Source organism: Halobacillus sp. Marseille-P3879 (assembly GCF_900240285.1).
GTDB lineage: Bacteria > Bacillota > Bacilli > Bacillales > Halobacillaceae > Halobacillus_A.
In genome coordinates this window covers 217,228-242,223 of the sequence record NZ_OESS01000003.1, presented here as the reverse complement: position 1 = coordinate 242,223, position 24,996 = coordinate 217,228, and the positions used below count along the sequence as shown (strand labels likewise).

The following is a 24,996-nucleotide window of genomic DNA, read 5'->3' as shown; positions in this document are numbered from 1 at the left end:
CCTTTTTTCACAATGTTTTCGTTACTCCTATCACCTTTCCTTTCTATGTAGGACCCTGATTCTCCGTATCCTTATGAGCAGCACTGGCAGTTGTACTCGATTGTCCTGAATATTTACCGTTATATCGCTTTGTGGGCAGATCCATTTCAGCGATAACCAATTGACAGATTCTCCATCCCTCCACCAATTCAATAGGGGAACGGTTTGAATTATATAATTCAAGAGTAAGGCATCCTTCAAATCCCGGGTCCACCCATCCTGCATTTTGAACAAACATCCCCATTCTACCGATAGAACTTCTGCCTTCTACGAAAGCTGTAAGATAATTGGGCAGTTTTATCCACTCTTTTGTTGTGGCAAGCAAAAAGGAGTGAGGTGGAATAATAATAGTTTCTCGATTTCCTATATAAATGTCGCGATAGTAAGCTTTTTCCCTCATTGAAAGTGTGCGTGTGCTATGTTCTTCCAATGATATAAAATGATTTCCAAGCGTTAGATCTACAGAAGCCGGCTGGATATGAGAACGGGTTAATGGATCAATAATCAGCTCTTTTTTCTCCAAATTATTAAGAATGGTTTGACTTGACATTATCATTTCCTACACCTTCTTTTCTCTTATTGAACAGCGACCTCCCAGGTGAACGGATCTTGCATCTCCGACCATTCGTTGTCCATTTCCTCAGGTGTTAATAAACATTGATCGAGTTCTTTAATTATGGTTTCCTTCTCAAGATGAACCCCTATAAATACAAGATTAATCATTCGGTCCCCGAATTCTACATCCCAATCGTTTAATAGTTCAGGATTTTGCTTAATCGTACGATCTTTTTGTACTTTTGGAAGTGAAGCTACCCAATATGAGACAGGTTCAATGGAGACTGAGGGTCCTGCTTGGGATAGTAGAAGTGCTAATTGATTTCTTGTCGCACACCATGCAATGCCTTTAGCACGTACGATTGAAGCAGGCATCTGGCTGATCCAATTGTAGAAACGTTGAGAGTGAAAGGGAAGTCTTCGTCTATATACAAAAGAGTGAATATCATACTCCTCGGTTTCCGGTGTGTGATCGCTGGGACCTGCCATTAGTTCTTTAAGCCATCCAGCCGATTGACTAGCCGTCTCAAAGTTAAAGGAGTAACTGTTCAAGATTTTTTCTGGCTCAACCACCCCGAATGTTGTACGAATAATTTCGGCTTCAGGCTGCAAGCTTTGAATCACATTCGTTAATGAATCCAACTGCTCTGCCGTTACCAAGTCACATTTATTTAGTAAGAGAACATTACAAAATTCTATTTGATCGATAAGTAAATCGGCAAGGTTCCGGTCATCCTCCTCCCCAATGGCTTGCTTTCGATCAAGTAGTCGATCTCCAGATTCGTAATCATGCCAAAACCGAAAGGCATCAACGACAGTAACCATCGTATCGAGCCGACAATATTGAGTAAGGTCAATACCCAGCTCTTCATCGATGTAAGAGAATGTCTGGGCGACTGGTACAGGCTCACTAATCCCCGTAGACTCGATGACAATGCAGTCAATGTTACCAGCCTTTGCAATTCTTTCGACTTCAACCAGTAAGTCTTCTCTCAATGTACAGCAAATGCAGCCGTTGGACATCTCCACTAAATTCTCTTCCGTTCTTGAAAAATGCCCTCCCTTCTCTATTAAATCTACATCGATGTTAATCTCACTCATATCATTAACAATAACAGCGACTCTTTGCCCATCACGATTGTTTAGTATGTGATTGAGCAGAGTAGTTTTCCCTGAACCTAAATAACCGCTTAATACTGTGACAGGTATTTTATCGCTCATGGTTTATCCTCCTCAATTTGTATACTTAGGAAACATTAGGTCTACGTTAAACATAGCTACTTAAAAAAAGCAGTTAAAATCATTGTTAAAAGGAATGTGCTTATGATAGAAGTAATCATTTGTTTCCCTAATACTTTGAAGGCGTGAGTTCCTCCCATTTCTTTATAGATTGAAAATAAAGTTACTAGACAAGAAGACAAGGTGGAAGCCAGATATACCGTTATAAACAACTGCCAAATTTCCAAGTTTTGAAGAAGAGATCCTTCCCCCTCATTCAATACCATCATTCCATCTTTCCTGAAGATGGAGAAAATCACACCGGGTGCAACATCAGCAGGTAATGATAACAGTGTTAATAAAGGGGAAATAAGATAGGCCAGTCCTTTCATTATTTCCAAGTAGTTAAGAACTGAAGCGGTCAAACAAATCGTTATGAAAATCGGCATAGCCTGGGCTATAAATTGTTTAAGAATACCTTTTAGACGAAATACTGTCCCTCTCCATGTAACAGGTTGCAAGTAAGGAAGAGAAGATACCGTATTCAGTGGCAAAGAACTCTTCTCCCACACCCTTGTATGGATGGCCCCTACGATGAACAAAACGAAAATGTAGGGCAGAAACAATAATGGCTGTCCAGCTGACCCAAATAATGATAAGGACGCGCCGATCTGATAACTGCAAGCAGAACCGAATGAAATCATAGAAATACAATTACTTCTTGTACAGCTGCTGCAGCTTCGGCTTTGCATAACCGCTATAACATTACAGCCAAATCCAGTTATAACAGGGATCAAGTCTCTTCCCGTTAAACCGATTTTCATAAGCCATGGGTTTAGGGCATGTGTTATATGCTCCTGGAGACCCGTTTCTTCTGTGATTGCTACACTAAATCCGACAAGAAAAACTACAGGAAACGCCCATATGAATGAATACAATCCCAAGGTTAATGCTCCATAATTACCGATTAATAACTCCTGGATAAATTCCGGCAGATTCATAAGGTTTTGATTTAATGGTTCTACAAATAACTTTTCAGATACAGACTGAAGGTAATTAGAAAACGAATAGGAGATAAATACTGGAACCCCAAACATACATATAACCAGAAACAAAGCTAGCAAAGGCCCAGCAATGTTTTTGAAAAGTATTTGTTCCAGCCATTTTGTGCTTCTTTCTTCGTTTAGGTCTGGAAGAAAACTAAGTATATGACGATTAAGTTCCCAACGTGAGGAGGGCCCCCGAATAGCTTCCCCCAGGTCCTCCTGCTCCGCCTGGTTCATTGAACGAGTATTACACCAAATGACTGGAACGTTTAACAATTCTTTAATAAAAAGTTTCTCTTCGTCACAGGGGTCATATCTATCTTTATGAGTCGCCACGACGATAACTTTCTTCCCTCTTAAATCCAGCTGATCTTCTAATAGGAGAAGTTCATTTTTTAAATGAGGCGCTTTTACAACTAAAATGATCTCTTCCAAGGACTTAGTTTCATCCAGGGCCATTTGGGTAGTAAGGCTATCATCTTTAGAACGCATCCCTGGCGTATCAACTACTTTTACGCTGGAATCTCTTTGCCATTCTCCACGTGAGAGAACGACAGTTGATCCTTTAACATTGGTTTCTATTCCTGTTTGATGACCCGTCAAATGCCGGAAGAGAGCAGACTTACCTACAGACTCAAGTCCCGCTAAGCTAATTACAGTTTTCACACTGCTTCCCTCAACATTCACAGCGCTCTCCACACTCTGAAAGATCATCTAAATAGAAGTTTTCCTTCCTGTATAGGTCAAGGATCTCTAAATTCAAATTAAGACGAGACCCAATCTCCTTAGCAAGAACAGGAAACCGCTGTCTAAACTTGTATATATAACAAAAAACATGACTGTCATGCCGCAATTCAGGACCACACAGGAACAAACCTTCACATTTCGTAGATTCATCCTTATCATTTACTAAAGGTTTTCCATGCTCCCCAAATTCGAAAAGATTTGAAATGATAGATGTACTGCCCTTGAAGCCCGTCGCTAATATAGGCGGTGTATGAGAGATAAATTGATGACCTTCTAATGTATTCACATAGTAATGAGCCTTTTCCTTTCTCACAGAGTTTACTATTTGCTGCTCATAAACTTTAATCCTCCCTTCAGGTATCGCTTCCTTCATTCGACTAAAGGTATAGGGTGATAAAATAACACTTGGATCACTGCTATCTATCTTCCAGGTAGGTGTTTTAGCTATAAGACGAGACTTTTTTTGAATTTTATTCAGCTGGTACACAGCATCAAGCCCGCTTTCATAACCCCCTATGACTAGATAATCATCTTCTTTCATTTTTTCAAAGGAATGAATTTGGCTGTTATGAATGCATAGTTCTGCACCCGGGAAAACCCCTAAGTCTGGATACTGATACTCGCCAGCTGCCCAAACTACGAACCTGCTGGTGATGGTTTCCTGTGCCGTGTTCACTTTAAATAATTGTCGGTCCAGTTTTCTTACTTCTTTCACTTCTACGCCGGTCCTCACAGGTAATTCATAGTGATTGACCAGCAGCTCTAAATACTCTGCATAATCTTCTCCTGTTGGATGTTCTTCGTTCAGCGTATAACCTGGAGACGTTTTTGGAACAACTGCATTAAGGTCTGTCTGACCAAATCCTTGTGAAGGAAAGGATGGAGTTATAAACCTCATTTCTTTCGGCCATTTACGAAATGTGGCTCCTATCTCACCACGATCTATAAGCCAAAAACTATCACAGCCCATCTGCTTCATCAGTATTCCTACTCCAATTCCAGAAGCTCCTGCTCCAACAATGAGTACGTCGTAATGTTTATTCACGGAACTCCTCCTGATATTAAGCGTAATCATTACTATTTAAAATCAAGCAAAAATTTTTTAGTCCGACACACATCTTCTAAACTGTTGCTCCAGTTCTTTTTTATTCAAATTCTTCCCGATAAATACTAGTTCACTTACCCGTGAACAGCTTCCCCAGACGCTTTTTTCCTCTCCTGCAAAGAGCATATGCACCCCTTGAAAAACAAACCGCTTATCTATGCCCTCTATATTCAGCACACCTTTATAACGGTATAAGCTTTCTCCCTGCATTTGAACAAGGAAAGAAATCCAGAGATTAAGTTTTCGTAAATCAAGCGGCCTTTTTTCTTGCAGGGATAAGGATGAGATCTCGTCGTCATGATAATGATGGTTATTATTTAAAAATTCAGGGTTTAATTCTACTTTTTCCTGCAAGTCAAAAGAGTAGATACCTAAGACTTTATCCAAATCAACCTGGCTGTCTTCACATAAACACATGGAAGCTGCAGGGTTAATTTTTTCTAATCGTTTGATTAAGTTGGTTAGATGGGCGTTTGTCACTAAGTCCGTTTTGTTGATAAGGATTATATCTGCAAAAGCTATTTGGCTTAGTGCCTCACCCCTTTGTTCTAAGTGCCTGGAAATATGTTTAGCATCCAACAAGGAGCACACACTATCTATGAGAAAATCATTAACCATCTCCTTATCCATCAAGAACGTTTGGATAACCGGGGCAGGATCAGCGAGTCCTGTCGTCTCTATTACCACTCGGTCAAACTCTATCATTTTTTCTTTTCTTGAGATGGCAAGCATCGATAACGTATCTATTAAGTCTTTACGAACATTACAGCAAATACATCCACTATTAATTTCAATAATCTCTTCTTCTGTTTGTTCAATCAGCTGATCATCAATTCCTATATCTCCATATTCATTAACGATGACTGCAACTTTCTCTTCCGTATGCTTGAGAATATGGTTAATAAACGTCGTCTTTCCTGACCCCAAATACCCCGTTACAATCGTTACAGGAATTCTTGGCTCATTTTCATTCATATTCTTGCTCCTTTAACCATTTGTCAAAGGCTTGCCAAGGCATAAGGGCACAATTATGTCTAGCTCGTAGGTTGTGTACTCCTTGGAGAGACTCTGCATCCCCTAAATCAATATTCTCCTCTATTTTTCCTTCCCTTATCAATCGCTCGAAGGCATCTCTTTTTTTACGAGAGGCTTCCACTGTTTGATTTTTCAATAGGTCTGTCATCATTGAGCATGATGCCATACTAATGCTGCATCCTTCTCCTTCGAATGATAAATCCTCGATACCTTTTGGTCCCACCCGTATATATAAAACCATTATGTCTCCGCAAGTTGGGTTTTTATAGTGAACTTTATTTATATTATTTTCACCACATAATGTTCCATAATTACGTTTGTATTTGGAATGGTCCATGACAACCTGACGATACAAATCATCCAACATGATACAACCTCCTTAAAAAGGATTCGGTATTTCTTGTGAGTATAAAATGATTTATCAAGGAAGTGACAAAAAGAATACTTTTTGATTCTTATTTATATTTACCTTAGAACGAACTAACTCCGTACAGTCTATCCACCTAACTAAATCTAATTTCGTTTCCAGCTGTCTGGCAATTTCTTCATCGATGCGATTAATCTTGTTTATTAATTCAAGAAATGTCATATCAAAGTGCCTGGCAGCACGTTCATGGGGGGAGTCACTTTTGAGTCGGACCAAAAAATCTTGTTCAGTAGTAACTTCCTCAGCCACGTCCTCCTCCATTTGTGTCACGTAATTATATATTTCTTTTTGGTCTTTCGTCAGGGTTCCAACAATCTTGTCCGTTAGCAACTTAATTAAATAATCACTCAATTTTTTCACCTCTGAGAATCTATGGACTTCACACATCTTGAAAATACTGAAATAAAGTTTCGTTTTTTGGCTTGAATACTTATAGTTAGTCATTCCATTTCTTAACGCTCCTACATTTCCCCCTAACCTTAAATAGTAATCATTACTATTTATGTTTGAGAATTAATTTATCACTTAATTCCTTAAAATTCAAGAGAAAGATTATTAACTAAAGGAAAAAATATTCATTAAAGATAATAAGTCTTCTGCAGCTCCTCGGAGTCTGATTTATTTTTTCAGCTGTTTAAGGCTTATAAACATATACAGAAATGATACTTGTGGCTAGATGAATTGTGTTAAGATACGACTAGCGTGTAAGTCTGGAAAGTCACTCATATGGTTGATTATATGAAATAAGATAATAAAGCCACTGAATTGTGAATTCACACAAGGGGTTGACGTAATTTTATGACACAGGGTCTTTCCTCAGGCAAGTTAATTGGATGTAAAGGATTCATATTGTGAAAGAGTCTTTAGGTGGGAAACGGGTGATACTAATGAAATCATTTTTAATATGGTTAGCTTTACACTTGGTAGTCTGGGCCGCCTTGACGTACCCTTTATTTAAGGATACAGACCAGTATTTATGGCGGTTGGCAGGAGTCGCGGTTTATTTCTGCTTCTTTTTTATAACTCCGCTTTTCAAAAAGAATACAGGATATTTAACACTCTTGTTTTGTGTAAATGCTGTCATCGTTTGTTTCGTATTTTTCCCAAATGAAGCTTACGACTTTAATATACTGGTTTTACTAACTTACATGCTTCTTATAGCTGAAGCAGCTGAACGGTTACCCGGCAGATACCTGATATTCCCCTCCCTTCTCAGCCTGCTATCCATCATGAGTTTCGTAGTATTCGGAAAAGTTTCGACCATGACCACATTATTTATAATATTGTTTGTCATGCTGGTCGTATCCGGAATCATTTATTATAAAATAAAAGATATTCATCATCAGAAGCTTTCCTCGCAATATGACCACCTGCACAGTGAATACCGAATTCTCAAAAAGCGCGTGGCCCAGGACGAAGCAAGCGCCAGACAGGAAGAACGGCAGATGATCGGAAGAGAAATTCATGATTCCGTGGGACATAAATTAACTTCCCTTATCATGCAGTTAGAAGCCTACAGAATCCAATCAGAAACGAAGGAACTTCCGCATATAGAACGTTTGAAAGAATTAGCTAATGAAAGCCTGGAAGAAACACGCCGCGCAGTAAAAACGTTTAAGCAGGAGGAAATTGGAGGCTTACACGGGGTTATGCGTCTGATTCGGAAGCTGGAGCTGGAAAGCTTTATCCGCATTCATTTTTCTGTGCACCATGGGGCTTTTGCTGCTCCTTTGACTGGTGAACAATCCTTTGCCATTTATCGTGCTGTTCAGGAAGGACTGACGAATATTATGAAGCATAGCCATGCAAGAGAAGCTCAAATTACATTCGAGGCACCCGGGGGGAGCATTTTTAGATTTGAAATCATCAATCCAATTAAAGAAGCCTACACTTTTAAAGAAGACTATGGTCTTATATCCATGCGGGAACGGTTGGAAAAGCTCGGCGGGGGCCTGGAGGTTCAGCGTAGTGAAAAACAATTTATTTTACGCGGCTGGGTAAAATTGAAAGGACGGGGAAATCTTCATGATTCGAGTACTCTTAGCTGAAGACCAGATTATGGTGCGACAAGGGTTGAAAGTGATGATTGAATCGGAGCCAGGTATTAAAATAACCGGTGAAGCGGATGATGGAAAATCTGCGATTAAGCTTTGCGAACAACAGGCATTTGACCTGGTCATCCTGGATATTCGCATGCCTGTCATGGACGGAATTGAAGCAGCAAGAATTATGCGGGAACGATGGCCCTCTTTAAAAATATTGATGCTGACTACCTTTGATGATGATCAATATGTCATGGATTCCCTCAAAATTGGTGTGAACGGCTACATGTTAAAAAACGGAGATACAGAATCTCTCATACGCTCAATCAAAAGTGCCTTATCAGGCGGATTATCCATAGAAGATCACGTTGCCGCTAAAGTTATGCCAGCATTATTAAACCAACAATCCTCTCCCCAAAAAGCAGATGAAAGCCTGACACCGCGGGAAAGATCCATCTTAAAATGCATCGGCGAAGGACTGAATAATCAAGAAATATCTACTCGTCTCGGGCTATCGGTCGGAACGGTTAAAAATAATACGAGTCACATTCTTGATAAACTTGACTTACGTGATCGCACGCAGTTGGCCATCTATGCAATCCGCCACCACCTTGTGTAACTAAATAATGACGGAAGTCACGGGTATCAGTGATGAAATGACTAGAGTCAGTAGCGGCTCTAGTCTTTTTCATTTATTTTATAAATAACCATAATGACCAGGGAGGGTCCGGCTATGATTGAAACGATACAGCTGAGTAAAGCTTTCAAGGGAAAAACGGTCGTCGAAGATGTAGACCTTTATTTAGATAAGGGGGAATCTGTTGGTTTGCTCGGTCCGAACGGAGCAGGAAAATCAACGACAATATCCATGATTTCCTCTTTATTGAAGCCCACATCCGGTGACGTGAAATTACACGGGAAAAGTATGATCAGTAACCCCAGTGATTTAAGAAAAGTGCTCGGTGTCGTCCCACAAGAAATTGCCTTATATCAAGAGCTTACTGCTTATGAAAATTTGAAATTTTTCGGACGTATTTACCGAGTACCAAAAGATCAATTAGAATTACGCATTCAAGAAACGCTTGAACTCGTAGGACTTAAAGACCGTCAGAAAGACATTATTAAGACCTTCTCAGGCGGGATGAAACGCCGCATCAATATTGCTTCAGCCTTGCTGCATAATCCAAGTATTTTGATACTCGATGAACCAACAGTGGGAATCGACCCACAGTCACGCAATTATATATTAGAAATGATCCGCCAATTAAATGAAAACAGCCAAACCACGGTCCTTTACACGAGTCATTATATGGAAGAAGTTGAACAGCTTTGTAACCGTGTCTACATTATGGATCACGGAAAAGTGATTGCTTCTGGAACCCACTCAGAATTATTAAGCATTCTTTCCAATGAAGATACAATGAGGGTTCAACTAAACCAAATACATGATAATTTCATAAATGCAATACAAAACATAGATGTGGTCCGGCAAGTTGAAGAATCAGGAGACGGGATCAAAATTATTGCCCAAAAATCAGCGAATATCATAAGCACTCTTGTGAGAATCGCGGATCAGGAAAACATTAAGATCCTGAATTTCCAAATGGAAAATCCAAGCCTTGAAGATGTTTTTCTCCATTTAACCGGCAGGACATTGAGGGATTAGGGGGTGTCTGAATGCTGACATTTTTAATTAAAGATTTACTATTATTTTGGCGCGATCGCAAAGAAGTCCTAACCGTCATCATCTTACCACTCGTATTAGTAGTGGTGCTCAGTGTCTCAATGTCTGGGATATTTGAGGAAGATCAAAGCATGAATTTCGATTTATCTTTAGGCTTAGTGATAGAAGAGAATCAAGAGGAAGCGATAGAAGAATTTGAAGTTTCTGTCACTCAATCAGAACAAATTCCGGATGAAAGGAAGCAAGAGCTGATACGCAGCGCTCAAGAAGCCCCACCAGTGGAATTATTAACGGAATTTTTAACCGGTCCTGAATTAGAAGATTGGATGACTGTTCAAACCATGTCAAGAAACGAGGCTGAGAATGGGGTTGAAAATGGGGATCTGGATGCAAGTCTCATCATTCCAGAGAATTACACCGCACAATTATTAAAAACCCTCTACCTTAATGAAGGAAGTGAACATGCGTTAAGCTTTTCAGCAGAAAAATCATCATTTGAAGTGGATATGGTTCATGATGTTATTGAGGGTTTCCTGGAGCAAATGAACCTGCAGTATGCCATATCTGCATCAGGCAGTGATATTAATATCAGTGAAATCCAACGGCCTGAAGGCGGAACGGAAATGATGGAAGACGATCAATCCTTCACGCTTTCAATCGATCAATATTTCACTTTATCTATGGGAGCATTGTTTGTTTTATTTATGGCTAGTACGGTTGCTACCCGTACAGGGGTTGAAAAACGCGAGCATACGTTTAATCGAATTGCTTTAACAAATGCACCAGGCTTCCACTTTTTATTTGGTAAAACGTTCGCGACCTTTATCCTTTCCTGGCTTCAAATCCTATTGATCTTTATTGGTTCACATGCGATCTTAGGGGTGTTCTCAGGGCGTTCTTTTATGTTTTGGATGGGATTAATCCTTATGGCATCCGTTTATTCTTTTGCAATTGCAGGTTTATCATCTATTTTGACATCGATCTCCTTACGGTTAAAAAACCCGGATACAGCGAACGGGATTTTTATGGCGATTATTATGTTTTTCGGGACCATAGGAGGAAATTTCATTCCTGTCTATGTGCTGCCTAACTGGCTTCAGGAAATCGGCGAATGGACGCCGAATGGTCTGACGCTGTCCGTGTTAATGGAGTGGTTCCAATTCGAAGATTTATCAATCCTCTGGATGCCCGCCATTAGTTTACTCAGCATTACCCTGATCTCCATACTAGTGAGTATAATGTTATACCCTAAAAGGGGGGAAACCTCATGATTTCAGTGTTTTTAGCACAACTGGTGAAGGAACGCCGCAACCCGCTTCTGATCATTATATTTATGGCAGCTAGTATTGGAGTAACGCTCATTTTCACAGATGGAACGCAGGCGCCTACTTCGATCTCAATATTTAGTGAAGAAGATAATGCACAAGCTATTGAGGAAAAATGGGAGCCCCTTTTAAATGAAGAAAATAATCTGAAATTCATCACAACAGATCCAGCAGAAGCAAGAGAGGATGTCCAAGAAGGACGCTCGGACGCGGCCGTGAAGCTATTTGAAGATGATTATCAACTTATTAAAACATCTAATTTACCAACAGTTCCCTACGTTGAGCAACATGTAAGAAAAGTCTTTGAAAAAGAAGCATACATCCAAGCAGCTGTTGAACAGGCGGAAGATCCTGATGGTTTAAGAACCGATATTACGACAAAGCTCGATGACCCCCCGTTAAAAATGGAAGTTGTATCTACAACAGGTGACGAACTTTCCAGTTATGATATGGCAACCCAATTAATGTTTGCCTTTACCCTGTTAGTTGCCATGTTTATCATCGGCTTTCGAGTGAACAATATTATGAAAGATAAAGTGTATGGCTTATGGGATCGGATGATTTTATCACCTGTTTCAAAAACGGGTATGTATGCAGCATACATTGCTTACGCTTGCTTTATCGGTTTTGTTCAAACGCTGAGTGTGATTCTCATTTTTAAATATGTTTTAAACTATGACATTGGTGAACGACTAGACCTGTTAATTATCATTATTGCCTTCTTTACCTTTAGTATGGTAAGTGTCGCCACATTATTGACAGGGATCATTAAGAAACCTGAACAATTTTACGCCGTTTATCCATCGGTTATTCCGATTATTCCATTAATTAGCGGAGCTTATATGATGCCGGGAACAATTAACAACCGTGTTCTGATATTTATTGGTGACCTGTTTCCACTTTCCCATGCAATGGATGCGATCTTAAGCGTTGTCATGCATGATGGAACCTGGAGCGACATCACCCAGCCTCTTATATTAATGATTCTTATCGGAGTTATTGCTATGGGAATCGGGATTAATCTCGTGGAACGCAGATCGAATTGACCTTTAATAATGGTTTCCTCACATAAGATTAGTTAAAACCATTTAGATATTCCTTATCTAAATGGTTTTTTGTACCCTTATCTCTAAGCAAACAAAACACAATTAAGTTATTAGATCTACTGTTCATCCTTTTTTGTGAGGTTTCCTCTTTCACTTCCTCGATAGCTCCTTGTTTCCATTGTTTGCTTCACCTACAACTTGAATATTGAAATCACTCCACGGTAAAGCAAACAACAACCCTTTTCTTACTAGTTGAACTTCCTCAACTATTAGCACGTTAATCATTGATTATCCCTCCGAATATTATCACTCTATTTAGAAAAGGAAAGATCACTTTAACCCTCTTACCTACATATTAAACAAAAACCAGTTCATCCCTTTAATCTACTGAAGTTAATTTCTCATTTAATATAAAACACCTTTAGCTTTAGAAAGAGAAAAAATTGTACTCAATTCCAAGGTGAATTAATGATAGATAAGAAGTCACCCCCATACAACACTCACTTCTCCTGAATAAGAAATTCCCTTCTTCATAAAAAAACCACCACCTCATAAAAAATTTCACATGAGGTGGTGGTTTGTTCTGTCTTGTCTTTTAGAAATCATCAAAAGAGGATCATCTCACTAGTAAAGCTGGGTCCTATACAGAGTTCTATTCACTTTCCGTATCATACGTTCTTGCACCGATATAACGTGATGGCCAATAATCACTCGTTGTTAAATCTATGAGGGCAACTCCATAGGAATTAGTCGCGACTATCATTTGATTGTTTCCAACGTAAATGGCCGGGATTATACTTGCGCCCTGGAAAAAGAAAATATCACCGGGCTCCGCATCGTCTCTGGATACTTTAGTTCCTTCCTCCCATTGCTGCCTGCCATACCGAGGCAATTCATACTGCCAGGCTTCGTTATACACATATTGAACGAATCCGCCCGTGTCAAAGCCTTCTTCAGACGATTCGCCTCCTTGAGTATACTTTGTCCCTACCAGCTGGAGCGCTTCATAAACCGCTTCACTTTCATATTGAATGGCAATATCATCAAAGCTTTTAGCACCGGTATAGTGATCACGCCAATACTCGCTCATATAAGAAATGGTCGTCTGCCCTTCTTCACCGGTAGCATGTACAATGTAATCGTTACCTAAATAGATCGCCGAGTGTGAAATCCCTTCCTGCCATGTGCCTGAGAAAAACAGCACATCTCCAGGGGTAAGCTGATCGTTACCAAGCTCATATTCATCAATATTGAGATCTTCGCCTACTTTCCACTGTTTGTAAGTGATCCGGGGCAAATATATGTCCATTGAGTCACGGAATACCATTTGTACGAGGAAAGAACAATCAAATGCTTCCAAAGTGCTGCCTGTCAATAAATAAGGCGTTCCTAAATAATTCATCGCTTCTTTTACGGCTGGGTGTCCATGGTCCGAATACATGTCGGGATTAGATTTTTCCAGGATCTCTTTAGTAAAACGAGAAGCACCTATATAACGGTCTGCATAATAACTGTGGTATCTCAAATTCCTTTCCTGGACCCCGGATGAAGTGGCGATGATAAACTGGTTATCCCCTGAATAAATGCCTGAGATCTGTTCCTGCTCGTCATTTTCAAAAAAGACAAGGTCCCCTATCTTCAGATTATCTTTTTCCACATCCATGCCCGCTTCAAGTAGTGAAGAGGGGCGTTTCGACAGCCAGCTTCCTGTCACCTCTTTAAACACATAGTAAACAAAACCGCCTGAATTAAACCCTTCGTCTGGGCTGGACCCATTTCGTTTGTAAGGAGTCCCAATTAAGCTTTTCGCCTTCTCTACAATCTCATTGTCTGAGGAAGGGGGAGAACTATCCTCCGAATGCCGCTTGGCCCCTTGATATGCATTGGACCAATATTCGCTGGTCTCCAAATTTCTCTCGGAAATCCCTTCGCTCGTAACGATTACGAAGCGGCCGTCGTTTATGTAAATCCCTGACATTAAATGACTCCCCTGAAAAAATACCACATCACCAGCTTGAAGACTTTCAACCTCTTCTCCTTCCACCCACTGATCAGCGGCACTCCTGGGGAGATAAATCGACTTTGATTCTTTATACACATACTGGACAAGCTCAGATGTAATATATCCTTGATCATTTTCACCGACCAAATCCAGGGCAAGATCAGCCGCAGCATCTACTTCCTCAGCTTCAGATACACCCGGTATAAATAAGAAAAATAAAAGCGTAAGGAAGAAAAACAAAGGTGCGGGTCGCTTCATTCCATCATGCCTCCACGAAAAAATCATTAGTAATTATAGAATTTATTACCATTCTAAAGATAGCATAAACAACTCACTTTAAAAATTACATCTTGTAAACAAACTTTTAATGGCCGGTTAACACCTTTGCAGACATAATGCCTGGCATCCCTTTGTCAAATAGTTATCCCAGGGTGGCCAGGCATTTTTTCTTAAACAGCCTTCTCAGCCTCTATATTTTATTGCTAACCCTTTCAGAAAATTTCTCGCATATTGATCACCGAACACCTTATAATTTTTGTGACCTTCTTTTCTTAATAACGCGCTTAATTCCCCTTTTGTGATGGTGACTCCTGCTTTATCTAAAATGTCAATGATATCCTCACTCGTTAACTTGAGTGCAATTTTCACTTTTTTTAGCATGACGTTATTTACATTTGCTGCGTTCTTTATTGACCGATCGGGCTTGTGCGGCTGTCCAGGTTTTGGCTCCTGCGGTCCCCTTTTGAACGTAATAAAGCCATTTAAAAAGGATTCGAACATACTATTCGTACACTTCATATGATCTTCATTCTCTTCTGCCTCATCATCGTCCTCATCTTCATAGCTGTCATCTGATTTTGTAAGTACTTTTAACACATCTTCTTTTGTTAAATCAACGCCGCCAAGTTTAAATATTTCAAGCATATCTCGATCTTTTATATCAAGAGCATACCTTATTCTAATTAATAGATCATTATTATCCATAGATAAACCTCCAATTCGCTTCGAAAAATATTAAGATCCTAATCATAACACGTGAAAGCACAAATTAGTCTATCCTAATTTGAATAGTTCTAAGCAGCCCTTGTCCATGGATTGGCAGGTGCGAGTTTGAGTAAAAAGACCTTCGGGTATTATCTTGCTGCAGGGAATTCAGCTAGCCTAGTAGATTCAAAAGGAGGAAAACAATGATTGTTTCAGGGAAGATCCATTACAAGCATCACCAGATTGACTTTGAAGTAAGAATGAACCATCAGGATATTAAAGAAGGAGAAATTGCCTCTGAGGAAGCAAAGCATGAGTTAATTCATGCCATCAATCGTAAGTTCCGGGTTAAATATCCTCTATCCAGTACAGTAGATCCTGTTCACGTAAGAAAGTTTTAGTAAAACTTAATTATACTGTTACATATAAAAAGTGCCTGATTCTGCTGCGAATCAGGCACTGTATTATAAAAGGGCTTTAACTCGTTCAGCAAAAGTCTCCCCGTCTATAACTTTTTTTCCACCTCCTTGTACGAAATTCGGTTTGCCTCCGCCTTTTCCTTCTATAAGGGGCAGGATTTGTTGGGCAACCTCATTCATATTTCGGTTAACGTCTGCTCCATGAGCCAGCACAAACTGAAGCTGATGGTCCTGTTCACTAACAAGAATAAGATAGGCATTAGAGGCTTCTTCAATGATCGCTTTTCCCAAAGACTGAAGCACTTTGATCGAACGAGCTTTGAAAAAACGCTGGATTACTCTTTCCCCCTGTGAAGCTGAAAGAATTTCACGGGCCTCATGCTGAAGCAGCTGCTCTTCAAGCTCGGCGATTCGCTTGTCTTTCTCCTTGCTCACCTTTATCATCTCGTAGACTTCCTCCACAAGCTGATGTTCCGGTTTTGGCACGATCCGTTTCATTCCAGTTACTACCTGATGCTTCTGTCCGAGCTTATCCAGCACACGCTGGCCGCAGACAAACTCCAGACGCACCTGCTTCTTGTTCTTGGTCCATCCCAAGAACTTAACCGCCATGACTTCCCCCGTGAAGTTCGGGTGTGTGCCTCCACAGCCGTTGTAATCAATGCCGGGAATCACTACAAGCCGAACTTCCCCATCGACGGCAAGCGGTTTGCGAAGTGGATACCCCGCCGCCTCTTTAACGGACATCCATTTCGTTTCTACCGGCATGTTATCACGAATGATTTTGTTCACCTGCTCTTCTGCCTTCTTTAAAAGATCGTCGTTAAGATGCTCTGTATCCAAATCGATCGTCGCCGTGTCTTTTCCTAGATGGAAGCTCGTTGTCGGGATACCGAACTGGTCATGGAAGACCGCTGAAATGATATGCTGGCCGGAATGCTGCTGCATATGGTCGACTCGACGCTCCTGATCGATGCTTCCATGTACATTTACTACACCGTACGGAAGCTTTTCTTTTGTATAATGACGCACCCCGTCTTCTGCTTCTTCGACATCGAACACTTTGACTCCATTCAACGTTCCTATATCGTGAGGCTGCCCGCCTCCCGTTGGGTAAAATGCTGTTTCTTCGAGCACGACGTAAAAACCACGCTCATCTTCATCTATTTTGATTACCTTTGATTCAAAATCCATTTGATATGGATCTATGTAGTAGAGCTTTCTCGTCATTGTAATTTCCTCCTATGTTTTCCTTGAGGTATCGTAACATATATAGAAGATGCCTGATCCCAACTAAATTCGTCAGGAGCCAGGCCTCAACATTCAAGCTTTCTTTTTAAAATCAAATTTAATCTTGTAATCTTCATCAAGTGTTAAAGCAGTACTAAACGTTTTCTTTCCTTTAAACCCTTTGAGCACCCGGGTACGCTTCTGCTCGCATAACGTTTTAATCATATGGTTCGTTAACGTTTTTCCCGCTAACCTCTTAGGAAATGTCACTTTACATCCTTCTTTGTAGTTGGAGCAAGCGTAGAATTTGTATCGATCCATGATCGAGCCAGAAGCGCAGGCAGGACATTTAGCGATCGGTTCATTCCATTTCTTTTTCCCTTCAGTCGCTCGAACGTACACCTGCTGAATCGAGTCGGGGGTTTCTTGAATTAATTTCTCAATAAATTGCCCTGTCTGCTTAAGAAAAACCTGCTTTGAACCTTCGCCGCTTCCGATTTTCTTTAAATACGATTCCCACTTCGCTGTAAGGGAAGGACTTGATAACAGCGTCCCTTCAATCGCTTCACAAAGCATAATTCCTTTATCTGTAACATATACGTTGTTCTTTTTCACTTCGATATACTTCTGCGCCTTAATCGTTTCAATAATGCTGGAGCGGGTGGCTTCTGTTCCCAGGCCTTCAACTTCTTTTAAAATCTCCACGTCTTCTTCATCATTCACGAGTTTCCCGCACGTTTTCATCATATTGATCAACTGACCTTCAGTATAAGGCTTTGGCGGCTGTGTCATACTCTCTTTTATATGAAGACGCGCCCCTGTTTCTTCCCCTTTTTCAACATTTGGAAGAAAAGCTTCCTTCTCCTGTTTTGATTGAGAAAGCTTTGGAAACAGCTCTTTCCATCCCCTTTTCACTTCTCTTCGGCCCGTAGATTTAAAAGGCAAATCGTGAACATGGGTGAAAATCACCGTCTCTTCATATACGTAGTCCGAGTGAAACATCGCAAGAGTCGTTGCCAGCACTTCATTGTAAATATTGCGCTCCTCCTGGCTTAGCCCATTCAGTTTCTTCTCTGTTGGTACGGATTTTGTCGGAATAATCGCATAGTGTTCCTGAACTTTACTTGAGTTGACGAACCGTTTGTTTGGTTTTAAAGACACAGGGGTAAAAGCGACATTCAACAATTCCTGATAGGCATTCAAGTTGTTCACTACGTAAGCAAATTCACTTTCTGTTATAAAATTGCAGTCTGTCCGCGGATAGGAAACCAGCCGCTTCTCATAGAGCTTCTGCATCGTCTTTAATACCTGTGACGGCGTATATTTCCACCGGCGGTTCCCAACACTTTGTAAGGTAGACAGTGAATGCAGCTTCGGTGATTTTTGATGTTTGGTCTTTTGATCAATCTTTTGGACAATTCCCGTTAAGTCTTCCTTTTCTTTCAACCCATGCTTGTCCATAAGTTCCTGCACCTTCGCCTTATCCTTTTCCTTAATTTCAGCCAGCCCTTTATAAGAACCTGTTTTCGCTTGAAAAAGCCCCTCAATCTGATAGAAAGGCTCGGAGACAAAGTTTTCGATTTCCTTATGCCGTTGATAGATTAAATAAACGGTGGGTGACTGGACGCGTCCAATCGACAGATAGCTGGAATACCCTTTCTTCTGCAAAAGCAAAGTAAACAACCTGCTGGCATTGATCCCAACGAGCCAATCACTGATTTGCCGGGCTTTCGCTTCGTCAAATAAACGCAAGTCCTTCTCATTATTTTGTAAGTTCTTAAACCCTTTACGAACTTCTTCCTTTTCAAGGGAATTGATCCACAACCGCTGAATCGGCTTTCCCTTTACACCGGTTAAGCGGAGAATGCTGTAAAAAATATTCGAGCCTTCCCGGTCGACATCGGCTGCATTCACGATGATGTCCGCCTGCTGGAACAGCTGCTTAACGGCCTGAAACTGCTCCCATTTTCCCTTAGACACTTTTTCTAAGAAACGATCAGGAACAATCGGCAGCTGCTCAAGCTTCCATCGCTTCCACTCCGTTTTATAGTCATGTGGCTCTTTTAATTCAACCAGGTGACCGACTCCCCACGTGATGGTGGCGCCGTCCGGAAAGGTCTTATCCGGCTTTAATTGAATATATGTTTTCGTTTTTGCCTGTATCGTAAAAGCCTCTGCATAAGCTTTTGCTTGAGAGGGTTTTTCGGCTAAGATGACCACTCGTGTCACGGTCTCTCCACTCCCTTCAATGAACTTTTAGATTACTATGGGAAGAATAGGAAAGCAAGGGGTGTGAGGGGATGGTTACTTAAAAACACAAAAAGAGATCAATTCCTCGTCTGAATTGATCTCTTAAATAATTTAAATACAATTGAACACTGCCTGTAGTACAGTCATACCCTCTCTACCACAGCAATTTTATCGGTATTGTTTTCTCCGTACCCACATCGTAGCTGCCCATTTCTCACCAGCTGTAACCGGGGATCCGCCGTGGAGGGTACGTTCGTTGACCACTGGATCTGAATAAAAATATTCAAAATAGACACCCATTCCTTTATGAGGAGAGACCGATAGATTCATTTGAGGAAAGTAGGTTTCTCCTCCCTCTTCTACATCGTTTAAGTAAAGAACAAGCGTACTGATCCTAGGATTGTTCACTGCTCTGACCTTTGATTTAAAATAATCGTAATGTGCTTTATATTCCTGACCTTGTTTATAATTCAGTATGTGAAGTCCTTCTCCATGTTCAACGGGTACGTTCATAATCTGCGCGATTCGATTTTCGATTCTGCTCGTGACATCATCCTCCGTCAGAAAGGTACTGCTGCTCGTCCGAATGTCACTCACGTCATGTCTCGAACCGATTTTTGATCGGTTCATTCGATCTTTCGAAAGACTAATGATCTCTTCACACTCTGCCTCACTTACCACGTTTCCCAGGATAACGATTTTAGGGTCTTCCATTTTGGCGATAATCGCTATCTCCCGGTCTTCGGTCATAATCTTGTTTCCCGTGTGATCAAATATTGAAGCTTCTTTCACTTGCATTGTCACTTTTTCATCAACCTCTTCTAAATTTGATAAAACGCTTACAAAGAGACGCGGACATCCTCGAAAAACTATAGGATATGAAATATATTTTAACACCTTTTTACTATATTTCCTTTAATTTTCTTAAAATTTACAAATTTGTTCACAAATAATGCGACCCTTTTTATTTCAAAGTGGGTCCTTCCCCAACATTACAGTAAAGAATTCATTCCAAATGTCAAAAAAAGACCACCCATTCTAATTATGTGAGTAGTCATCTTACCAGGAAATTATTTATGGAGAAGCATTCAATACAATATGCATGCAGAGTTGGACTTGGCCTTATTTGTTTATGCTCACTCCTTGTAATAACATTCGAATTCATGGCTTACTACGGGAGAATACAAACAACAGCACCTTAAGAAATTTTCTATATTCGTGATAACCTCATACCCTCTAAGATAAACAATTGGGTAAAAGATAGGTTATCCTACAGCTTAGAAGCTTTTTCGGAATCTTCTATCTTGACCGCTTCCCCTATTCTTGCAGATTCATAAAAACCATTAATTATTTTTTGAATAATGATTCCTTGTTCAGGTGAGCTGAGCGATTCTTCACCAGTCAGGCATTCATTTATAAAACTTTCTAATTCAAGTTCGTGATACCCCTTCTTAGGCAAATAGGCGGGAGAGATATCAATCAGAGACTCATGTATTTCTTTATATATTTTTAACGGAAATACATCCGCTCCGCCTTCATCGCCCATTAATGAAACATTCATCACATCATCTTTTTCTACATTTGCGGCAAAAGCCGTCTCCAGCATAATAGTCGCTCCATTTTTAAATCGGATCATCCCTCTTGCCATATCTTCTATTGAAAAGTTTTGCCAATCCCAGTCTCCCATCAACCCTACACCTTTACGGTTTCCAATTTTTTGATAAGTCGCGCCAAAAACAGATTCAGGCTCTGGGTAGTCCATCAAATAAAGAGCTGCATCCAGCATATGTACTCCAATATCAATTAAAGGACCTCCGCCTTGAAGTTCCTTATTAGTAAAGACTCCCCACCCGGGTATTCCCCGTCTTCTTACGGCCTGAATACTGGCAGCATATATTTCACCGAGGTCCCCTGCATCTGTAAACCGTTTTAATGTCCGAACTTCGGGTGAAAAGCGAAAATGAAATCCGTATGTCAAAATTTTATTATTTTCTTTTGCTGCATTTGCCATAGCTGTCGCTTCTGCTACATTTATTGCCGGAGGTTTTTCACAAAGAACATGGCAGCCTTCTTCCAGAGCCGTAATAGCAGCTTCTGCATGGAATTTATTTGGAGTACATACACTTACTGCGTCCAAATCACATTTACGGAACATTTCTTTATAATCGGTAAAAGCGTGCGGAATGGAAAACATTTCAGCGCAATCTTCAGCCGTTTCCTTAACAATGTCTGTCACAGCTATTACTTCTACTTTATCTGAATGCTTTAAATAATTCGGAATATGGACTCCTCTTGCAATACCTCCTCCACCGACAATTCCTACTTTCAATTTCTTATTCATTTATTCACTCCTTATTTCGGGTGTTACTCACCACTTCAATTTATACTTTGATCTCGATCCATTGTTTTGTCTCCGCTGATTTTTCTACTGCAGCCAAAACAGCCTGGTTTCTCACACCATCCTCAAAATCAGGGTATGCTGTCTCCTCTTTATCCAGCCCTTGAAGAAAAGCATGGAATAAGTTAATAAAGGTATGCTCATAGCCAATGATATGACCAGCAGGCCAGAAAGCCCCTGCATATGGATGTTCCTCTTCCGTGCAATTAATGGTACGGAAACCCTGTAGTCCTGCTTCGTCATCTCTAAAGTAAACGTCCAGCCTGTTCATGTCCTCCATATCCCACCGGATCGAACCTTTTTCTCCATTGATCTCAAACTTGTTTTTATTTTTGTTCCCTGCCGCAAACCTTGTGGCTTCAAAGGTTCCTAACACACCATTTTCAAAACGACTGATAAAGGCAACGGCATCGTCTACTGTCACTTCACCTAAAGAGCTTTGATCCGCAGTCGCTTTCAGACCGCCAGCCATCTCTCCGGACGGCCTTTCTTTAATAAAAGTTTCAGTCATCCCTACAACTTCCTTTATTTCCCCTACCAGAAAACGTGATAAATCGATACTGTGAGCACCGATATCTCCCAGGGCACCCGACCCTGATATTTCTTTTTTAAGACGCCATATCAAAGGAAAGTTAGGATCCATAATGAAATCCTGCAAATAATTAGCCCTGAAGTGATAAAGACGTCCCAACCTTCCTTCTACTATCAGTTTTTTTGCAAATTGCACAGCAGGAGCGAAGCGGTAGTTGTGACAAATCAGGTGCTTTACTTTATTTTCTTTTACAGCTTCATGCATTTCCTTGGCCTCTTCCAGTGTCAAGGCGAGGGGTTTTTCCGTAATAATATGTTTGCCAGCTTTTGCGGCTGCTATAGCAATTTCTGCATGGGTATGGTTCGGTGTTACGATGTCCACGATATCAATATCAGTTCGCTCTATCAGCTTCTTCCAATCCGTTACATATTCTTCAAATCCCATTCTTTCTGCAGCTTCTTTTACCGCATGATCGTTTCTTCCAGATATCACTTTCAACACTGGCTGGAACTCTAAATCAAAGTAAAAAGGCAAATCCCTGTAGGCATGACTGTGAGCTTTTCCCATAAATTGATAGCCAATCATGCCAATTCTGAGTTCTTTTTTCATGCACTCACCTTTCCTTGCTTAAACTTTAGCTTTTTCTGCAAGAATGTATAATAACAACCGCAATGTCTCCTGATTCTCTTAGAAATTATAGATAAACAAGTCAAAACACAGGATATACCCGACACTGACCCTTACTGCTCCTGCAGCGTTAGCCTTTATAGGGCTATCTGAAGCATTATCAAATACGTCGATTTTACTTACATGTTTTCCACTAACAAACGAAGCCCGGGACGGGGACACATATTGGTGAATTACAATCATCATTCACCATCCGATCGATATTCGGTGTCTGCACCGCCGCGTGGCCTATAGCCCCGATTACATCTGACGCCATCTGGTCTGCCATAATAAGTACAATGTTCGGTTTGTCTTGATCCATTTCTTTAATCACCCTCCGCTAAAATCTAAATGGCTCCCCTGTCTCTGTAAATATATTTTTTCATCCATAAAACTTTTAGCTAGTTTATTATGTATATATCAGTAAGTCAACAAATGATTATGAATTTTCCGATAACTAGGTTTGATAAGATACAGAAACAACATTTTTTTACTTAAAGGCTAGTGATCTCTGTGCCGTAATTCCCCCTTGAGAAAACTGACTCAAAATTGAATAATGTTTATTTGGATATGTTATGTCCACATAAAAAATGTCCAGGCAAGAACATTTTCCTTGCCTGGACATTTCGTCTCTGTAATCACTCTTACTTCATTTTCTTTTTATTATCACTTACCCAATAATCCCTATGAATAACAACCTTTTGATCGCTATTAGCCTTTATCATAGCCTCCGCGCTTGATAATCCCTTAATTTCTAACAATTGATGAGAAGAAAAGTTTACGCTGCCTCTTCCAATGAGTTCCCCTTTTACATTAACTACCTCAACAACATCATTGACCCTGAAGTTGCCAATAATGTTTGTTACACCAGCAGGCAATAGACTTTTACCATGTCTTAATATAGCAGCTTCTGCACCTGGGTCCACTTCAATTTTCCCACTAGGAATGGAATGGAGCGCCAGCCACTGTTTAGAATTATTCATACTGGAATGTGAACTGCCACCAATATAAGTTCCATCCCCTTTTCCAGCTAGAATATCAACAAGTTTTTCATTCCCGGCACCAGATCCAATAAATACTTTCACTCCTAAAAGCAGTGCTGTACGGGCTGCCTCTATTTTTGATTTCATCCCGCCGGTACCTACTTTTGAACCGGCTTCAGAAGCGCCATTGACTAAATGGTCCTCAATCTCATGAAGGAAGTTGTACTTTTTTGCATTTGGATGAGTTCGTGGGTTTTGGTCATATATTCCATTGATATCTGTTAGTATCATTAATAAATCCGCATGAACAAGACCGCTTACCAGGGCTGATAACATGTCATTATCGCCAAAGGTTAATTCATCAACAGAGACTGAATCATTTTCATTAATAATGGGGGTTACATTACGCTTTAAAAGTTCAGATAAGGTGGCATGTGCGTTTTGATATTGGTCTTTATACAAGAAATTTTGTCTCGTTAGTAGTAACTGTGCTGCTACAACGCCATGTTTTTTAAACTCTTCCGTATAACCTCTTAATAATTGCCCCTGACCTACTGCTGCGGCTGCTTGTTTACCGGCAATGGTTACAGGACGGGAAGAATAGCCAAGATCGGTAAATCCAGCTGCTACAGCTCCGGATGATATTAAAATCACCTCATGCCCAAGCTGCTTTAAGCGTGCAAGCGCCTCTACGTGTTCACGCAGCTTTTCACTACTTAGTCCTCCATTTGCATTTGTTAAGGAGCTGCTACCTATTTTGACAACGATCCTTTTCTTGTTCATTACTCATTCACCATCCAATTTTTATGTAAAAAATGCCCTTCCATCCTTCTGCAAAGGACGGAAGAGCATTGTCTCCGCGGTACCACCTTCATTGATATTAGATCCAGCTAATATCCACTTTCGGGTATCCTTTAACGCAGGAAAATCGGTTAGGAGGCTGCCTAACAGTTCAAGGGAGAGGTTCAACAGCATTGCAGGTTGTAAAATCTTTCAGCCGATGGATCTTACTCTCTTTCACCTGAGGACTATCTAATAGTTCCCTATCATTACTTTCAATTTTATATTTACTTGTTCATCTTTTATATTAATAAATTATTATGAATTAAATTTAATTAGGAGTCAATGTAAAATCAAACTGAATTTTTTAAAAATTTCATACGATTTCCATCTTCAACGAAGTAAAAGATGATTTCTCGCGTCAAGCATTGTTACTGACACATTGATGAGTGTTTTGGTCCTGTTCTTATACATCCATCTCGG

23 protein-coding genes are annotated in these 24,996 nt (G+C 40.3%); 6 read left to right on the top strand and 17 right to left on the bottom strand.

Going from position 1 to position 24,996, the window contains the following annotated elements; genetic code table 11:
- Positions 1–43: 43 nt before the first annotated feature.
- Genes dcd through C1A12_RS15685 form a run of 7 tightly spaced genes read right to left on the bottom strand, consistent with a single transcriptional unit; the run spans position 44 to position 6,616 of the window.
- Positions 44–595: a dCTP deaminase gene (gene dcd / locus C1A12_RS15715; protein ID WP_101845310.1), complete on the bottom strand. Its 552-nt coding sequence runs from the start codon at positions 593–595 to the stop codon at positions 44–46.
- Positions 596–615: 20 nt separating this feature from the next.
- The gene (locus tag C1A12_RS15710; RefSeq protein WP_101845308.1) at positions 616–1,815 is read right to left on the bottom strand and encodes a GTP-binding protein; all 1,200 of its coding nucleotides are present in this window, start codon (positions 1,813–1,815) and stop codon (positions 616–618) included.
- Positions 1,816–1,871: 56 nt separating this feature from the next.
- A complete protein-coding gene (locus tag C1A12_RS15705) occupies positions 1,872–3,524 on the bottom strand; it encodes a FeoB small GTPase domain-containing protein (RefSeq protein WP_159462212.1) in 1,653 nt (550 codons plus the stop codon).
- A 10-nt stretch (positions 3,525–3,534) separates the two neighbouring features.
- Positions 3,535–4,650 (bottom strand): NAD(P)/FAD-dependent oxidoreductase, encoded by a 1,116-nt coding sequence (locus C1A12_RS15700; RefSeq protein ID WP_159462211.1) that lies wholly within the window; start codon positions 4,648–4,650, stop codon positions 3,535–3,537.
- 57 nt (positions 4,651–4,707) lie between these two features.
- Positions 4,708–5,685 (bottom strand): GTP-binding protein, encoded by a 978-nt coding sequence (locus C1A12_RS15695; RefSeq protein ID WP_101845303.1) that lies wholly within the window; start codon positions 5,683–5,685, stop codon positions 4,708–4,710.
- Positions 5,678–6,112, bottom strand: coding sequence for a Fe-S cluster assembly sulfur transfer protein SufU (sufU, locus tag C1A12_RS15690; RefSeq protein ID WP_101845301.1), 435 nt, complete (start codon positions 6,110–6,112; stop codon positions 5,678–5,680). The genes C1A12_RS15695 and sufU overlap by 8 nt, the downstream gene beginning before the upstream one ends.
- 54 nt (positions 6,113–6,166) lie before the next feature.
- The gene (locus tag C1A12_RS15685) at positions 6,167–6,616 is read right to left on the bottom strand and encodes a hypothetical protein (RefSeq protein ID WP_101845299.1); all 450 of its coding nucleotides are present in this window, start codon (positions 6,614–6,616) and stop codon (positions 6,167–6,169) included.
- Positions 6,617–7,059: 443 nt separating this feature from the next.
- On the opposite strand from C1A12_RS15685, the gene C1A12_RS15680 reads away from it, so the two are divergent.
- The 5 genes from C1A12_RS15680 to C1A12_RS15660 all read left to right on the top strand — a co-directional run bounded on the left by C1A12_RS15680 (position 7,060) and on the right by C1A12_RS15660 (position 12,269).
- On the top strand, positions 7,060–8,220 hold the full coding sequence (locus tag C1A12_RS15680; protein ID WP_235001632.1) for a sensor histidine kinase: 1,161 nt from the start codon (positions 7,060–7,062) through the stop codon (positions 8,218–8,220).
- Complete coding sequence (locus C1A12_RS15675; RefSeq protein ID WP_101845297.1) at positions 8,198–8,833, top strand: response regulator transcription factor; 636 nt, start codon at positions 8,198–8,200, stop codon at positions 8,831–8,833. Before C1A12_RS15680 ends, C1A12_RS15675 begins: the two co-directional genes overlap by 23 nt.
- Positions 8,834–8,947: 114 nt before the next feature.
- On the top strand, positions 8,948–9,880 hold the full coding sequence (locus C1A12_RS15670) for an ABC transporter ATP-binding protein (protein WP_101845295.1): 933 nt from the start codon (positions 8,948–8,950) through the stop codon (positions 9,878–9,880).
- A gap of 11 nt (positions 9,881–9,891) precedes the next feature.
- Positions 9,892–11,169, top strand: a complete 1,278-nt coding sequence (locus tag C1A12_RS15665; protein ID WP_101845293.1) for an ABC transporter permease — start codon at positions 9,892–9,894, stop codon at positions 11,167–11,169.
- Complete coding sequence (locus tag C1A12_RS15660) at positions 11,166–12,269, top strand: ABC transporter permease (RefSeq protein WP_101845291.1); 1,104 nt, start codon at positions 11,166–11,168, stop codon at positions 12,267–12,269. Before C1A12_RS15665 ends, C1A12_RS15660 begins: the two co-directional genes overlap by 4 nt.
- A gap of 150 nt (positions 12,270–12,419) precedes the next feature.
- Here C1A12_RS15660 and C1A12_RS21530 read toward each other — a convergent pair whose 3' ends face one another.
- From C1A12_RS21530 to C1A12_RS15650, 3 genes are all read right to left on the bottom strand, one after another.
- A complete protein-coding gene (locus C1A12_RS21530; RefSeq protein WP_255408423.1) occupies positions 12,420–12,554 on the bottom strand; it encodes a hypothetical protein in 135 nt (44 codons plus the stop codon).
- A gap of 367 nt (positions 12,555–12,921) precedes the next feature.
- Positions 12,922–14,529 carry a C40 family peptidase gene (locus C1A12_RS15655; protein ID WP_159462210.1) on the bottom strand — a complete coding sequence of 536 codons (1,608 nt, stop codon included), beginning with the start codon at positions 14,527–14,529 and terminating at the stop codon, positions 12,922–12,924.
- A 204-nt stretch (positions 14,530–14,733) separates the two neighbouring features.
- Positions 14,734–15,255: a DUF1456 family protein gene (locus C1A12_RS15650; protein WP_101845287.1), complete on the bottom strand. Its 522-nt coding sequence runs from the start codon at positions 15,253–15,255 to the stop codon at positions 14,734–14,736.
- Between the two features lie 203 nt (positions 15,256–15,458).
- Between C1A12_RS15650 and C1A12_RS15645 the strand changes: the two genes are divergently transcribed.
- A complete protein-coding gene (locus C1A12_RS15645) occupies positions 15,459–15,656 on the top strand; it encodes a hypothetical protein (RefSeq protein WP_101845285.1) in 198 nt (65 codons plus the stop codon).
- Positions 15,657–15,719: 63 nt separating this feature from the next.
- On the opposite strand, the gene C1A12_RS15640 is transcribed toward C1A12_RS15645, so the two are convergent.
- The 7 genes from C1A12_RS15640 to proB all read right to left on the bottom strand — a co-directional run bounded on the left by C1A12_RS15640 (position 15,720) and on the right by proB (position 24,516).
- A complete protein-coding gene (locus C1A12_RS15640) occupies positions 15,720–16,904 on the bottom strand; it encodes a DHHA1 domain-containing protein (protein ID WP_101845283.1) in 1,185 nt (394 codons plus the stop codon).
- A 93-nt stretch (positions 16,905–16,997) separates the two neighbouring features.
- Positions 16,998–19,133, bottom strand: coding sequence for a type IA DNA topoisomerase (locus C1A12_RS15635; RefSeq protein ID WP_101845282.1), 2,136 nt, complete (start codon positions 19,131–19,133; stop codon positions 16,998–17,000).
- A gap of 189 nt (positions 19,134–19,322) precedes the next feature.
- Complete coding sequence (locus C1A12_RS15630) at positions 19,323–19,952, bottom strand: 2OG-Fe(II) oxygenase (protein WP_101846482.1); 630 nt, start codon at positions 19,950–19,952, stop codon at positions 19,323–19,325.
- A gap of 472 nt (positions 19,953–20,424) precedes the next feature.
- On the bottom strand, positions 20,425–21,495 hold the full coding sequence (locus C1A12_RS15625) for a Gfo/Idh/MocA family protein (protein ID WP_101845280.1): 1,071 nt from the start codon (positions 21,493–21,495) through the stop codon (positions 20,425–20,427).
- 40 nt (positions 21,496–21,535) lie between these two features.
- On the bottom strand, positions 21,536–22,693 hold the full coding sequence (locus C1A12_RS15620; RefSeq protein WP_235001631.1) for a Gfo/Idh/MocA family protein: 1,158 nt from the start codon (positions 22,691–22,693) through the stop codon (positions 21,536–21,538).
- Between the two features lie 211 nt (positions 22,694–22,904).
- Positions 22,905–23,072, bottom strand: coding sequence for a hypothetical protein (locus C1A12_RS21140; protein WP_159462209.1), 168 nt, complete (start codon positions 23,070–23,072; stop codon positions 22,905–22,907).
- Between the two features lie 322 nt (positions 23,073–23,394).
- Positions 23,395–24,516: a glutamate 5-kinase gene (gene proB / locus C1A12_RS15615; RefSeq protein ID WP_101845278.1), complete on the bottom strand. Its 1,122-nt coding sequence runs from the start codon at positions 24,514–24,516 to the stop codon at positions 23,395–23,397.
- Positions 24,517–24,996: the final 480 nt, after the last annotated feature.